The following is a 14,486-nucleotide window of genomic DNA, read 5'->3' on the forward strand; positions in this document are numbered from 1 at the left end:
GGCGGAGTGTCAGACAACATCATTGTCGACTGACACTCCGCCTTCGCGAGCAAGCCCGCTCCCACAGGTTTTTCACCGTCCCCACTGACATACATTTTTTAGCGTCTATACCCACAAACTTACTAATTTATCTCTCGCAGTCCACCGCACATCATCAACTCCAACAAGAAAAGCGTAGCCCCCCGTGCAGCGCTCACCGAAGTACGTCCACGTACTCACTTTTGCCTTGGAGTCCGTCATGGTTACCGCAGCAACAACCTCCGCCCCGCTCATCGAAAAACACACCATCGGCTACGTGCCCCCCGAAGATCGCCACGGAAAAACCCGCGACCTGTTCACCCTCTGGTTCGGCGGCAACATCGCGCCTTTGCCCATCGTCACCGGCGCCCTCGGCGTGCAGATGTTTCACCTGAACCTGGTGTGGGGCATCGTCGCCATCCTCGTCGGCCACCTGGTCGGCGGCGTGCTGATGGCGCTGCACTCGGCGCAAGGCCCGCAAATGGGCATCCCGCAAATGATCCAGAGCCGCGCCCAGTTCGGCTCGCTCGGCGCACTGCTGGTGGTGCTGATCGCCGGCATCATGTACATCGGCTTCTTCGCCTCCAACATCGTCCTCGCCGGCAAATCCCTACACGGCGTGGTCGACAGCGTGCCAGTACCAGTCGGCATCGTCATCGGCGCCCTCGGTTCCGGCATCATCGGCATCATCGGCTACCGCTTCATCCACGTGCTCAACCGCATCGGCACCTGGGTGCTCGGCGCCGGCATCGTGCTGGGCTTCGGCTACATCTTCACCCACGTGCAGACCGCCGACTTCCTCACCCGCGGCAGCTTCAACATCGCAGGCGTGCTCGCCACCGTCTCCCTCGCCGCGCTCTGGCAAATCGCCTTCGCGCCCTACGTCTCCGACTACTCGCGCTACCTGCCGGCCAACGTGCCCGTGGCCGCAACGTTCTGGACCACTTACCTGGGCACCGTGCTCGGCTCCAGCCTCTCGTTCATCTTCGGCGCCGTCGCCGTCCTCGCCACACCCGTCGGCATGGACACCATGGACGCCGTCAAACTCGCCACCGGCTCCATCGGCCCACTGATGCTCGTGCTGTTCCTGCTCAGCGTCATCAGCCACAACGCCCTCAACCTCTACGGCGCCGTGCTGTCGCTGATCACCCTGGTCCAAACCTTCGCCTACCGCTGGATCCCGACCGCCAAAAGCCGCGCCGTCCTCTCCATCATCGTCCTCGCCGCCTGCTGCTTCGCCGCCGTCGGCGCCTCCGCCAACTTCATCGGCCACTTCGTCGACATGGTGCTGGTGCTGCTCGTGGTACTGGTGCCGTGGACCGCGATCAACCTGATCGACTTCTACGCCATTCACAAAGGTCAGTACGACATCGGCTCGATCTTCAAGGTCGATGGCGGGATCTATGGGCGGTACAACCCGCAGGCGCTGTTGGCGTATGCGATTGGCATCGTGGTGCAAATCCCTTTCATGAACACGCCACTCTACGTTGGGCCAATCTCCGAACACATCAACGGCGCGGACTTGTCGTGGTTGGTGGGGTTGTTGGTGACTTCGCCGTTGTATTTCTGGTTGGCCAACCGCGACAGCGCCTACAAACGCCGCCTCTCAACCGGAAAACTCGCCACCAGTCTGTAATTGGAACCCAATCCCCTGTGGGAGCGGGCTTGCTCGCGAAGAGGCCCTGACAGTCAACATCAATGTCGACTGTCACACCTTTCGCGAGCAAACCCGTTTTCGCTTTACCCGCCATCCCCACAAAACCCCGAAATTTAATGAACCCCGCCCACACCCACTCACCTAACTGAATGACTATCAGGAGGGTAACCAATGCAAACCGAAACCATCTGGATCGTACTCGCCGCAATACTTGTGCTGGTCGAGATATGGGCAATCAACAAAGTGCGAAAAGCCGAAGGCAAATCCAGCAACAAACTCGTATGGATGGTGGTAATCGTGTTTGTACCGCTATTCGGGCTGATAGCGTGGGCACTGGCGGGACCAAAACACACCGATCCCAATCCGCATTCACCGCAGGCCAGACAATGACGGTGGAGGCTGTGCGGTAAGGATTTCGGAACTGCGCAATCGCAAACAACAAAGCCTCGAAGATTCGGGGCTTTGTTGTTTCTGACCACCCGATTCTATAAACCTGACGTCCGAAAATCTCGTAGGAATTTACCCTTTATGGCGAGGGGATTTATCCCCGCTGGGTCGCGAAGCGGCCCCAAAATCTGCACCCCATTTCCCAAGGCACTCCACACGGCCCGAATCACAGCGACAAGCCCGTAAACAGTGGCAATCCGCCTTGCCGCAACGCTCGCGAAAGCGTCCTACAGCCCGGTTGTGAGCACCAAAAAGGGCGCCTATATTCGATCCGTCGCTGACCGCATTTAGCGACAGGGTTTCGCAGCCCAACAGAAGTGGTCACACCGCTAAATAACAACTGTGGCAAACTTTGCCACCGTTACGTTATGGCGGCTGTGTGTGGGAGACCTTCGGGTCTGCCGGCTTTGATCTCTTCTCCGGTCTGCGAACCCGCACATAGCTGCCACCCAATTGTTTCGCAGCAGAAAGGTGGCTTCATAATCCTTTGAAGAGCTCATCCTTATGACAACGAACAATCCGCCTCGCCGCTTCACCCCCATGTCCCAATTCGCCACCGAATACCCCGTCCTCCTCATCGACAGCGACGCCCCAATCCGCGAACTTCATAACTGCGTCAGTGAACGCCTCAGCGCCGTCCTCAAATACCTCAACCTAATGGCCTGCACCAGCCTCCCCGATTACGCCGAAAACGACATCAACACCGTTACAAACATCGCCCGAATCATGGTCCAGGATGTAAGCGATGTGTTTCGGGTGATTGAGCAGCGTGGGTTTGATATCCCCAAAGGCCAGTGATCGAATTTCAGCCAAAAAAAACCCGCATTAATGCGGGTTTTTTATTAACTTGATCATATGTTCAGCGAGTCGCTAGTCCATTGTGCGTTCGGGTTCAAAGCCTGCTGGCGATTTCCTTCCAGATGTAGGCGTAGTTGTATTTCAGCCAGCGAACCAGCACTTTATCGAACTGCCTGCGAAACCAATTTCGTTCTCTTGCTGCCAGCCTTTCCTCTATCGAGACTCTGAGTATGTCAGGATCAAAGCCCGTCCATACCGGAGGCACAGCTGCTACAAGATTGGTGAAACACACCGGTGCGACCTCTGAATAAAGGATTTCGTACAGAATGTCAGGGTCGACGCCTCTGACCTTCTTCGCTACATAGTCATATTCGACTGGGAAATCGTTGAATGGCTCGGAGAGTGCGGCTCTGACCTTTGTCAGTTGTGGTTCAGTCAGAAGATGTCCCAATGTGTGAATTCCTCCAGCTCTTCATCCAGTGAACTCGCCACCGCTTCGCCTGCGACACCACCGGCGACTGTCCCAGCCAAGACAACCGCAATCGCGCAAATGGGCATGGCAGGGCCGCAAAACGTGCTGACGCCCATACCAGCGAGGATACCGCCGAACGCACCCGCACCAACAATAATGCCATGGCGTGCCGCTTCTTTAGGTTTGTTTTCAGCATCCAATATTTGATAGGTCGCCAGAGCGGCGGTCACCAGAACGCCGAGCTTGCCCATGATCAGCATTTTTTTGGTGCCGGTCGTGAATTTGGCATTATCACGGCCCGAGGATTCCAGAATGGCGTAGTGGACCTTATTCTTTTCTACTTCTGAAAGGCTGTCGTAACCCTTTTGGAATAGGCTTTCAGCGTACATATCCAAGAGCGTTTTGAGCCCCTTTCCTTCCTTTTTCTTCCTTTGAACGATAGCCAAACCCTGCGCAGAGGTAAATTTGCGATGTTCCATCATGATTTTATTTCGCATCTCATGACTGAACTTCACACCTTCTTGCGCGGTAATCTTTCCAGCTTTCACGTCATCCCGAGTTTGCTGAGACATGCGATCGATGTTCCTGGTGTAGCTTGCCCTGACTTTTTCATCAGAGATGGCATCCAGAGAAAACCTCAGGGCAGTGCCCTCCATCAGCTCTAACGCCCTATCGAGGGGCGAGTCTTGCAAGGCGTGCTCACGCTGAACAACATAGCTGCCGGTGACAATGTACGGCTCTGTCATAGGATGGTCCTTATCCTAGAATTTGGTTCAATAGGCTCTCGGTGAGCGAGGGCGCCTCTGCGGATGCTTGTTCTTCAAACTTGAGCATCACGCACGTCGTGCCCGACGGGTTCGAAAATCTGACAGCGTTGTCCTTATCGAATACGCCGGGGAGCGACGAGCCGTCCTCAAAGTGTGCGGTGCACGATAAGCCCTCATAGCTTTCTTCAGCAGGGATTCTGAAGCCGATCCAGCTCGCGTAACCCGCCAACAACAAGGGAGGAACAAAGTCGCAGGCTGCATGGGTACTGCCAATTATCACCGTCCCCGACCCGCCAACTACAACGCCGCCGTGGGTACCACCAGTGTCGATGGTTGCGGCATTCTTGCCGTTGATGAAAACAGTCGAAGACAGCCCTGATGAAAGCGCACTGCCGCACGTGCAGGTGTCGCCTTGCCGTGCTGCGGAAAGTCCGTCGAAAAACACGTCGGGAGAGCCTACCGCAATGGGATTAGTACCGTGCCCTGGCAACGGGCAACTGTATGGATCACTCTTACGCGCTGCTGGCTTAGCCACTGACCTCCTGTCAAATCCGTGCGAGCGTCGTAACCTATCAGAACAGATCGCCCATTAGAAATCTCCGTGGTGAGGGGCGCATGCAACGATCAGCGCTCAGCGCCTGCATGAACTGATTAGAGCTTGAACCAAGAATTCACTATGGAGCGAAGAAAAAGCTGCATTTGAATGCAAAGGTCAAGGGCAGCAATCGGCAAAAGCGGTCACTAACGCACACGCCGGTCCTTTGGGGGAATGACCGCTTTTTCCGTTAGTAAAAAAAGTGCACAGCGGGTCAAGTGTGACCTGCAGCGTGTTGTTAGCTTTTTCTGTCACTAACGTTTCTTTTATATTTTTCAAGAAGATGCTTGTCATTTGCGCTCGCATATAACCGCCTTATAGCGTCGTCCCTAACAGAGGTTTTACTACACTTCGTTCCGTACACCCCATAAGGCACGGCTGCTTGTTTCTGCTCGAAGTCGCGAAGGATTAGACGTATTATTTCCAAAGCACTCAAATATCTTCCAGCAATCTCGACGAGATCGCGCGATTTGATATCTGAGATTATGTATCGGTGAATAACGCGATTTCTCAAATTGTAGAGCTCATTCAAACTGTCGAAAGTCTCCACATCTATTACTTGAGATTTTAAGGCATCTTCGAAGACCTTTCTCTCCATTATTCCCTTTTCTCCATCTGCCTGGAAAAGGTACCTAGTTTCGATGTCATTCGTCTTTTCCTCCAGCTGCTTTGCAATTACCAGGCTCAATCTTAAATATGCATCTATTTGATTCGCTGTAATCGCAATGATCTCAATACATGCCCCTGCGTCAATTGCTGTGTATAGAAGATCATGTGACGCCGCAAGAGACCCTGTGAATCGATCAAACTTATCGAGATCAGCAGCCAGTTTACGATCACTCTTTGGGACTATCACAACCGAGTATAGAATTTGAATCACGATTGCAAGCTGTTCGGCAATCCGCTTATCGCCTTCAAGGTCCGCATCGTAGATATATTTACCTATCAATGCTTGATCAAAATAAGCGCCGAAGAACAAGTGTGTGCAAAAGTCGGAATTATCTGCCCTAGACTCCTTCCAGCTTAACTTTTTGACTCCGTTTGGATTAGCTTTGGCGATGCTAGGAGCAAGCTCGCTCAACGGATAGCAACTTACCTGAAAACAGCCTATGGGGTCTTCATAAGGTTGAAATCCGTAAGGCGACTTCTCTTCATAGTCCTTAAGGCCTGAATTAAGGTACTGCCAATCGATTGGCACTTGAATTAAAAGTATCCCGTTTGGCTCAGTCCAGTGTTTCATACATGCCTGCCATATCGCATTTTAGTCGCTCGAAAAAAACCTAACTTAACAGTTGGGAGGCAGAAAAGGCCCGATTCTTTCGGGCACTTGTACCGCATGACGCTATTTGCCTATGTGCAACCTCTTTAGCCAGTTATTCCAAACGCTAGTCACGCGAGAAGGGCAAAAGAGAATTACGACAAAATCTTTTCCGAGAATACGAAGGCATCAGCAGTGTGTCTACGCTCAATCATGGACTGAGCGTTTCAGTCCATAAATGTCCGCTTCTGGTCCAGGTTGTGTGAAAACGCATGCGCCGTTTTGAACTCTGCGTTGCTACGTAAAATCTGCCAGCGATTGGTTTATCAGTAGACCGGAAATTTGCGTAGGAACGCGATTTTCGTTCCAGACCTGACTGTAAAACCTGCTCCAAAACGTTTTCACACAGCCTGGGCCGAAAGCGGCCCCATCACCGCCCCCATCAGAAGTTAGCTGGCGTATTCGCACTAATAATCTCAGCCTCATCCGCCCCAATATTCCGAAACCGATGCGGCAACGTCGTCGGAAAGTAATACCCATCGCCAGCATTCAGCACGCTAATCTGCCCATCAACCGTCAACTCAACCGTCCCCCGAGTAACCAGCCCACACTCCTCCCCTTCCGAATGCACAATCGGCTCTTCCCCCGAGCTCGCCCCTGGCGCGTACTGCTCGCGCAAAAGGCGCATCTGCCGACTCGGCACCGAAGCGCCAATCAGCAGCAACCGCAGCCCATGACGCCCAAGATCCGGCTGTTCATTGGCGCGGAACACGTATTGATGCTCACGCGGCGGTTGATCAAAGGTAAAGAAGTCCGCCAAAGACATAGGAATGCCTTCGAGCAGTTTTTTGAGGGAGCTGACGGAGGGACTGACGCGATTTTGTTCGATCAGGGAGATGGTGGCATTGGTGACGCCGCTACGCCGGGCCAGCTCGCGCTGGGACAGTTTGTAGCTTTCGCGTACTAATTTGAGTCGTGAGCCCGTGTCCATGACAGCCTTATGCGAAGAATACTTAAGGGTTATGGGGGTGGATGGCGGGCGACTTTTGGCCGCGAAAACACCGCTTCCCTGTCCCGGAAATTTGAAAGGCGGGTATTAAATCACGTTTGGTGGTGTTGCTCAGCAGGTTCGATAAATGGTTGGGTAAAAAGGTTGTTTCGGCCTGAAGTTGGGTGGTTTGGTTGTGAAAAGTGTAGGTGCGATTACTGTGTGTCCGTTGGGATTGATGGTGACTGGCATGGCCTCTTCGCGAGCGAGCTCGGCTCCTACAGGGTGGTGGTGTGTCAGGCAAGATCAATGTTGACAGTGCCGCCGTCTTCGCGGGCAAGCCCGCTCCCACATTTGGCCGGTGGTGTTTTTGAAATCTGTGTATGGCGCCGAATGGTGGTGGTTGGGATGGCCTCATCGCGAGCAGGCTCGCTCCCACGGTTTTGGCGTGGGCGATCACAGGTTTTGTGCTCATCATCGATCTCCTGTGGGAGTGAGCCTGCTCGCGATGGCGGTGTGTCAGGCGACATCAATGTTGGCTGATATGGCCTCTTCGCGAGCAAGCCCGCTCCCACATTTTGATCGGTGGTGGGAGCAGAGCCTGTGTCGGGGCTTAGATGCCGAATCGGTCGCGCAGCGCGTAGTACGCGGCGCCCATGGCGGTGAGTGGGGCCTGGAAAGTGCGGCCGCCGATCATGGGCATGTGCGGGAGCGAGGCGAAAGCATCGAAGCGTTCGGCGTCGCCGCGGATCATTTCCGAGATGAGCTTGCCGGCCAGGTGCGAGCAGGTGACGCCGTGGCCGCTGTAGCCTTGCATGTAGTAGGCGTTTTTTTCGATGCGGCCGAATTGCGGCATGCGTGACATGGTCAGCAGGAAGTTGCCGGTCCAGCGGTAGTCGATTTTCACGTCCTTCAGTTGCGGGAAGGTCTTGAGGATTTTCGGTTTGATCAGCTGTTCGATGTCGTCCGGTTCGCGGGCGCCGTAGACCACGCCGCCGCCGTACAGCAAGCGGTTGTCAGCGGTGAGGCGGTAGTAGTCGAGCAGGTAGTTGCAGTCTTCGACGCAGTAGTTGTTTTTGATCAGGCTGCGCGCGACCTTTTCCGACAACGGTTCGGTGACGACGATTTGCGAGCCGCACGGCATGCTTTTGCGCGTGACGCGGTTGTCGAGGTCTTGCGGCAGGTAGGCGTTGCCGGCGATCAGCAGGTACTTGGCGCGGACCACGCCTTTGGCGGTGCGCACGGTGATCGGTTCGCCGTAGGTGATTTCCACTGCTGCGGATTGTTCGTAGATTTTGCCGCCCAGGCCGATGATGGCCGAGGCTTCGCCGAGCGCCAGGTTCAGCGGGTGGATGTGGCCGCCCTGCATGTCCAGCAGGCCGCCGACGTAGTTGTCGCAACCCACTTCGCGCTTGATGTCAGCCGCGTCGAGCATTTTCAGGTTTTTGTTGCCGTAGCGTTCCCAGCTGCTTTTCTGCTCGGCCAGGCCTTTGAGCTGCTTCTTGTTCAGCGCGGCGAAGATTCCGCCGGGCTTGTAGTCGCACTGGATGTCGTAGTGTTGTATGCGCTGACGGATGATGTCGGCGCCTTCGAAAATCATGCTGCCGAGGACTTCGGCGGTTTTGTCACCGTAGCGCTCTTCGATGACATCGACGTCGCGGCTGTAGGAGTTGACCAACTGACCGCCGTTGCGACCGCTGGCGCCGAAACCGACTTTGGCGGCTTCAAGCACGGTCACGCTGTAGCCCGCTTCGGCGAGGAACAGGGCCGAGGACAAACCGGTGTAGCCGGCGCCGATCACGCAGACGTCGCAGTCCACCGCTTGTTCGAGCACCGGGAAATCGCCGGTGAAGTTGCGGGTGGCGGCGTAGTAGCTGTTTACATGTGCTTGTTTCATAGGTTTCTCCGATGGCCGCTGGCACCTGCCGGCGACCGCCGTTGTAGAGGTGTTAGAGCTTGATCCAGGTCGCTTTGAGTTCGGTGTATTTGTCGAACGCATGCAGCGATTTGTCTCGACCGTTACCCGACTGCTTGTACCCGCCGAACGGCGCGGTCATGTCGCCGCCGTCGTACTGGTTGACCCAGACGCTGCCGGCGCGCAAGCCGCGCGCGAAGGTGTGGGCCTTGCTGAGGTTGCTGGTCCACACACCTGCGGCCAGGCCGAAGATGCTGTCGTTGGCAATCGCCAGCGCTTCTTCCTCGGTGTCGAAGGTGATCAGCGACAGCACCGGGCCGAAGATTTCTTCGCGGGCGATGGTCATGGCGTTGGTCACGCCGTCGAAGATCGCCGGCTCCACGTACAGGCCACCGGTGGCTTCGAGGGTGCGGCTGCCGCCGGCGATCAGTTGCGCGCCCTGGTCTTTGCCGATCTGGATGTAGCGCAGCACGTTGTCCAGTTGACGCTGATCGACGACCGCGCCGACGGTGGTTTCCGGGTCCAAAGCGTGTCCCGGTTTCCAGGCTTGCAGGGCTTCCACCAGCAGCGGAATGAACTGCTCGCGGATCGAACGCTCCACCAGCAAGCGTGAGCCGGCAGTGCAGACTTCGCCCTGGTTGAAAGCGATCGCACCGGCCGCTGCTTGTGCTGCCGCGCGCAAATCCGGCGCATCGGCGAACACCACGTTCGGGCTCTTCCCCCCTGCTTCGAGCCAGACGCGTTTCATGTTGCTTTGCCCGGCGTAGATCATCAGTTGCTTGGCAATCGCGGTCGAACCGGTGAAGGCCAGCACGTCGACGTCCATGTGCAACGCCAACGCCTTGCCGACGGTGTGACCGTAGCCCGGCAGGACGTTGAACACGCCTTTCGGGATGCCGGCATCCAGCGCCAGTTGGGCGATGCGGATGGCGGTCAGTGGCGACTTTTCCGAAGGCTTGAGGATGAACGAGTTGCCGGCCGCGAGGGCTGGGGCGAACTTCCAGCTGGCCATGATCAACGGGAAGTTCCACGGCACGATGGCGGCTACAACACCGGCGGGCTCGCGGGTGATGAGGCCGAGTTGGTCGTGCGGCGTAGCGGCGACTTCGTCGTAGATCTTGTCGATGGCTTCGGCGCTCCAGCGGATCGCGTTGGCGGTCGCCGGGATGTCGATGTTCATTGAGTCGTTGATCGGCTTGCCCATGTCGAGGGTTTCGAGCAGGGCGAGTTCTTCCTGGTTGGCCAGGATCAGGTCGGCGAAGCGGATCAGGATGCGCTTGCGTTCTGCTGGAGCGAGTTTGGCCCAGATGCCGGATTCGAAGGTGCGGCGTGCGACGGCGACTGCCGCATTGGCGTCGGCTTCGTCGGTGCTGGCGACGTTGGCCAGGAAGCGGCCGTCGACCGGGCTCATGCATTCAAAGGTGTCGCCGCTGAGTGCCGAGAGGTATTGGCCGTCGATGAATGCGCGGCCTTCGAGTGTTAAGGACTGGAAGCGTTGCTCCCAGTCGCTGCGAGTGTTTGTCATGGTTGTGACTCGACGCGGGGAAATTGGGTGGTTGTCTGGCTGATGTGTTCGGCTTGGGATCCAGCCCTCACCCTAGCCCTCTCCCGGGGGGAGAGGGGACTGATCGGGGGATGCTCGGGAACTCCTGCGACCTGAAGCTTTTGTAACGAATCCATAATCGACTGGATCGGTCAGGTCGCTGAATGCCTTGGAACAACTCGGTCAGTCCCCTCTTCCCTTGGGAGAGGGTTAGGGTGAGGGCCTTCGCAGACTCAAACCGTATGCAGATACCAGTTGTACTCAAGGTCCGAAATAGAGTTCTCGAACTCGGCCAGCTCGCTTTCCTTGCACGCCACGAACACGTCGATGTACATCGGGTCGATGTAGCGCGACATGACTTCGCTGTCGTCCAGCTCGCGCAGTGCATCACGCAGGTTGTTCGGCAGGCTCTGCTCGTTCTGCTCGTAGCTGTTGCCTTCAACCGGTGCGCCCGGCTCGATTTCGTTGGTCAGGCCGTGGTGAATACCGGCCAGGACCGACGCCATCAACAAGTACGGGTTGGCATCTGCGCCCGCAACGCGGTGTTCGATGCGCACGGAGTCCGGCGAACCGGTCGGCACACGTACCGCAACGGTACGGTTGTCGATGCCCCAGCTCGGCGAGTTCGGCACATAGAACTGCGCGCCGAAACGACGGTACGAGTTGACGTTCGGGCAGAGGAACGCCATCTGCGCCGGCAGGGTCTCGAGCACACCGCCGATCGCGTGACGCAGTGCGGCGTTCTGCTCGGGATCCTCGCTGGCAAAGATGTTGTTGCCTTCTTTGTCGAGAATCGAAATGTGCACGTGCAAACCATTGCCCGCCTGGCCCGGATACGGCTTGGCCATGAAGGTGGTGTCCATCTCGTGGTCGTAGGCGATGTTCTTCACCAGACGCTTGAGCAACACCGCGTAGTCGCAGGCCTTGATCGGGTCGTTGACGTGATGCAGGTTCACTTCGAACTGCGCCGGGGCGCTTTCCTTGACGATGGCGTCGGCAGGAATGCCCTGCTCTTTCGCGCCTTCGAGGATGTCTTGCAGGCAATCGACGTATTCGTCGAGGTCGTCGATCAAGTACACCTGAGTCGACATCGGACGCTTGCCGGACACCGGCGAACGTGGCGATTGCGGACGACCGTTCACGTTGTCCTGGTCGATCAGATAGAACTCGAGTTCGAACGCGGCGCAAATGGTCAGGCCCATTGCATCGAACTTGCTCACGACCTGACGCAGCACTTCGCGAGGGTCAGCGAAGAACGGCTGGCCTTCGAGTTCGTGCATGGTCATTAACAGTTGCGCGGTCGGGCGCTTCTGCCAGGGCTCGATGCTGAGCGTATCAGGGATGGGGAAGCAGATTCGGTCTGAGTCACCGATGTCCAGACCCAGGCCGGTGCTTTCCACCGTAGAACCATTGATGTCCAGAGCAAACAGCGACGCCGGGAGGTTAATGCCTTTTTCGTAAACCTTATGAAGACTGGTGCGCTCGATGCGCTTGCCGCGCACCACACCGTTCATATCCGCAATCAGAAGGTCGACGTACAAAACCTCAGGATATTTCTTAAGGAATGCGTTTGCTTCGTTGAGTTGAACGGTACGCAGAGGGACCGACATGATGCACCTATTAGCTGTTAATTATTATGTTCACTACCTTGTTGCGAGCCCAGTCAACCCGAACGGCAAAGTGAAGTCAATAGCGAACACTTGGCCTCTCAACCTTTATTTTCGGGCCTTTCTTGGGCACGAGAGTGCCAAATAGGTCTTGCGCGCCGTGTAAACCCTGAAGATCTGACGTACGGCGTTTAGAATTTTTTACATGAGAGTTGTTAATTAAAATCAACAAGGCTAAGCTCCGGAAAAGCTCGTTCAAGTGTGAAACTTCGAGGTGATAAAAATGGCATTCAAGCCATTGATCGGTGTTACTGCGTGCGTCAAACAGATTGGCCTGCACCCCTACCATGTCAGCGGCGACAAGTACTTGCGTGCTGTCAGCGTCGCGGCTTTGGGGCTGCCGGTTGTCATTCCTTCCTTAGGCGATCTGACCGAAATCGATGACCTGCTCGCGCAGCTCGACGGTCTGCTGCTGACCGGCTCGCCCTCGAATGTGGAACCCTTCCACTATCAAGGCCCCGACAGCGCTCCCGGCACGGATCACGATCCGCAACGGGACGCCACGACCCTTCCCTTATTGCGTGCGGCCATTGCGGCGGGCGTTCCGGTGCTTGGCATCTGCCGGGGCTTTCAGGAAATGAACGTGGCGTTCGGGGGCAGCCTGCATCAGAAGGTCCACGAACTCCCGGGCATGCTGGATCACCGGGAAGCGAATCATCCGGATTTGGCGGTGCAATACGCACCGGCTCACGCGGTGAACGTGCAACCGGGCGGTGTGTTCGAGGCGCTGGATTTGCCGCAGGTGTTCCAGGTCAATTCGATTCACAGCCAGGGCATCGACCGACTGGCGCCCGGCCTGCGAGCGGAAGCGATTGCGCCGGACGGTTTGATCGAAGCGATTTCGGTTGAACACAGCCCGACCTTTGCCGTTGGCGTGCAGTGGCACCCGGAATGGCAGGTGCTTTCGAATCCGCCCTACTTGAATATTTTCCAGGCGTTTGGCGATGCATGCCGGCGACGGGCCGCGCTACGTAACAAGCGCTGACTTAACACTTGATTAATCAATTTACTGCCCCGTGAGTCAGGCGGGCGTGCCTTTGCGCGCCGGTCCCTCACGACAACAACAAACGCGATAACAACAAGTACCACCAGGCAGCCAGGACGGCGGCGCCGAATAAGCCCGCCCAGTGCTGGCTTGCAATCAACTATTAAGTCAGGCCGCGTTGGCCCGACGACTGAAACCTGTTGGGAGTTTCACATGGCAAACGCCTCCAGCATCTACAGGAAGGCTCTTGAAGGTCACCAGTCACCGAAAAAGGTGTTGGTGAAAGTCGACCGCGTCACCAAGAAATTCGACGAAACCACCGCGGTGGACGATGTCTCGCTTGAGATTCATCAAGGGGAAATCTTCGCCCTGCTCGGCGGTTCCGGCTCCGGCAAATCGACCCTGCTGCGCATGCTCGCAGGCTTCGAGCGCCCGACCGAAGGGCGGATTCTGCTCGACGGTGTCGACATCACCGACATGCCGCCGTACGAACGGCCGATCAACATGATGTTCCAGTCCTACGCGCTGTTCCCGCACATGACGGTGGCGCAGAACATCGCCTTCGGCCTGAAGCAGGATCGTCTGTCCGCCAGCGAAATCGACGCCCGCGTTGAAGAGATGCTGCGACTGGTGCACATGACCCAGTACGCCAAGCGCAAACCGCATCAGTTGTCCGGCGGTCAGCGTCAGCGCGTGGCCCTGGCTCGCTCCCTGGCCAAGCGTCCGAAGCTGTTGCTGCTCGACGAACCGATGGGCGCACTGGATAAGAAGCTGCGTTCGCAGATGCAACTGGAGTTGGTGGAGATCATCGAACGGGTCGGCGTGACCTGCGTGATGGTGACCCACGATCAGGAAGAGGCCATGACCATGGCCCAGCGCATCGCGATCATGCACCTCGGCTGGATCGCGCAGATCGGCAGCCCGGTGGACATTTATGAAGCGCCGGTCAGCCGCATGGTCTGCGAATTCATCGGCAACGTGAACGCCTTCGACGGTACGGTTGTGGAAGACCTTGAAGGTCACGCGATCATTCACAGCCCGGACCTGGAGCAGAAGATTTACGTCGGTCACGGCGTCAGCACCTCGGTGCAGGACAAGTCGATCACCTACGCCATCCGCCCGGAAAAACTGCTGGTTAGCACCACCCAACCGGATACCCGCTACAACTGGTCCAGCGGCAAGGTGCATGACATCGCCTACCTCGGCGGTCACTCGGTGTTTTACGTGGAACTGCCTGGCGGCAAAGTCGTGCAGTCGTTCATGGCCAACGCCGAACGCCGTGGCGCGCGTCCGACCTGGGACGACAAGGTCTACGTGTGGTGGGAAGACGACAGCGGCGTGGTACTGCGCTCATGAAAACACTCAATCAGCGGTTT

Annotated in this window: 13 protein-coding genes; 5 read left to right on the forward strand and 8 right to left on the reverse strand. The window is 56.8% G+C overall.

Annotation, left to right across the window (positions count from 1 at the left end; genetic code table 11):
• Positions 1 to 238: 238 nt before the first annotated feature.
• From KGB23_RS25485 to KGB23_RS25495, 3 genes are all read left to right on the forward strand, one after another.
• Complete coding sequence (locus KGB23_RS25485) at positions 239 to 1,654, forward strand: purine-cytosine permease family protein (RefSeq protein ID WP_223433036.1); 1,416 nt, start codon at positions 239 to 241, stop codon at positions 1,652 to 1,654.
• A 192-nt stretch (positions 1,655 to 1,846) separates the two neighbouring features.
• Positions 1,847 to 2,065 carry a PLD nuclease N-terminal domain-containing protein gene (locus KGB23_RS25490; protein ID WP_223433037.1) on the forward strand — a complete coding sequence of 73 codons (219 nt, stop codon included), beginning with the start codon at positions 1,847 to 1,849 and terminating at the stop codon, positions 2,063 to 2,065.
• A 561-nt stretch (positions 2,066 to 2,626) separates the two neighbouring features.
• Positions 2,627 to 2,920: a fructose-bisphosphate aldolase gene (locus KGB23_RS25495; RefSeq protein ID WP_223433038.1), complete on the forward strand. Its 294-nt coding sequence runs from the start codon at positions 2,627 to 2,629 to the stop codon at positions 2,918 to 2,920.
• A gap of 94 nt (positions 2,921 to 3,014) precedes the next feature.
• Here KGB23_RS25495 and KGB23_RS25500 read toward each other — a convergent pair whose 3' ends face one another.
• The 8 genes from KGB23_RS25500 to KGB23_RS25535 all read right to left on the reverse strand — a co-directional run bounded on the left by KGB23_RS25500 (position 3,015) and on the right by KGB23_RS25535 (position 12,068).
• Positions 3,015 to 3,371 carry a hypothetical protein gene (locus KGB23_RS25500; RefSeq protein WP_223433039.1) on the reverse strand — a complete coding sequence of 119 codons (357 nt, stop codon included), beginning with the start codon at positions 3,369 to 3,371 and terminating at the stop codon, positions 3,015 to 3,017.
• Entirely contained in the window at positions 3,356 to 4,138 is a 783-nt protein-coding gene (locus KGB23_RS25505) for a hypothetical protein (RefSeq protein ID WP_223433040.1), read from the reverse strand. The genes KGB23_RS25500 and KGB23_RS25505 overlap by 16 nt, the downstream gene beginning before the upstream one ends.
• Before the next feature lie 10 nt (positions 4,139 to 4,148).
• Positions 4,149 to 4,694 (reverse strand): PAAR domain-containing protein, encoded by a 546-nt coding sequence (locus tag KGB23_RS25510; RefSeq protein ID WP_223433041.1) that lies wholly within the window; start codon positions 4,692 to 4,694, stop codon positions 4,149 to 4,151.
• Positions 4,695 to 4,992: 298 nt separating this feature from the next.
• Complete coding sequence (locus tag KGB23_RS25515; protein WP_223433042.1) at positions 4,993 to 5,994, reverse strand: hypothetical protein; 1,002 nt, start codon at positions 5,992 to 5,994, stop codon at positions 4,993 to 4,995.
• Between the two features lie 460 nt (positions 5,995 to 6,454).
• Positions 6,455 to 7,003: a cupin domain-containing protein gene (locus tag KGB23_RS25520; RefSeq protein WP_007895886.1), complete on the reverse strand. Its 549-nt coding sequence runs from the start codon at positions 7,001 to 7,003 to the stop codon at positions 6,455 to 6,457.
• 610 nt (positions 7,004 to 7,613) lie between these two features.
• Positions 7,614 to 8,897 (reverse strand): NAD(P)/FAD-dependent oxidoreductase, encoded by a 1,284-nt coding sequence (locus KGB23_RS25525; RefSeq protein ID WP_223433043.1) that lies wholly within the window; start codon positions 8,895 to 8,897, stop codon positions 7,614 to 7,616.
• Between the two features lie 52 nt (positions 8,898 to 8,949).
• Entirely contained in the window at positions 8,950 to 10,440 is a 1,491-nt protein-coding gene (locus KGB23_RS25530) for an aldehyde dehydrogenase (RefSeq protein WP_223433044.1), read from the reverse strand.
• Between the two features lie 251 nt (positions 10,441 to 10,691).
• Positions 10,692 to 12,068, reverse strand: a complete 1,377-nt coding sequence (locus KGB23_RS25535; RefSeq protein WP_111448612.1) for a glutamine synthetase family protein — start codon at positions 12,066 to 12,068, stop codon at positions 10,692 to 10,694.
• A 280-nt stretch (positions 12,069 to 12,348) separates the two neighbouring features.
• Here KGB23_RS25535 and KGB23_RS25540 point away from each other — a divergent pair, with 280 nt between their 5' ends.
• Both KGB23_RS25540 and KGB23_RS25545 read left to right on the forward strand, forming a co-directional pair.
• Positions 12,349 to 13,110 (forward strand): gamma-glutamyl-gamma-aminobutyrate hydrolase family protein, encoded by a 762-nt coding sequence (locus tag KGB23_RS25540; RefSeq protein WP_223433045.1) that lies wholly within the window; start codon positions 12,349 to 12,351, stop codon positions 13,108 to 13,110.
• 213 nt (positions 13,111 to 13,323) lie between these two features.
• Positions 13,324 to 14,466 (forward strand): ABC transporter ATP-binding protein, encoded by a 1,143-nt coding sequence (locus KGB23_RS25545; protein WP_095132236.1) that lies wholly within the window; start codon positions 13,324 to 13,326, stop codon positions 14,464 to 14,466.
• The last annotated feature ends 20 nt before the right edge of the window (positions 14,467 to 14,486 follow it).

The sequence above is a fragment of the Pseudomonas sp. GL-B-26 genome (assembly GCF_019947405.1).
GTDB lineage: Bacteria > Pseudomonadota > Gammaproteobacteria > Pseudomonadales > Pseudomonadaceae > Aquipseudomonas.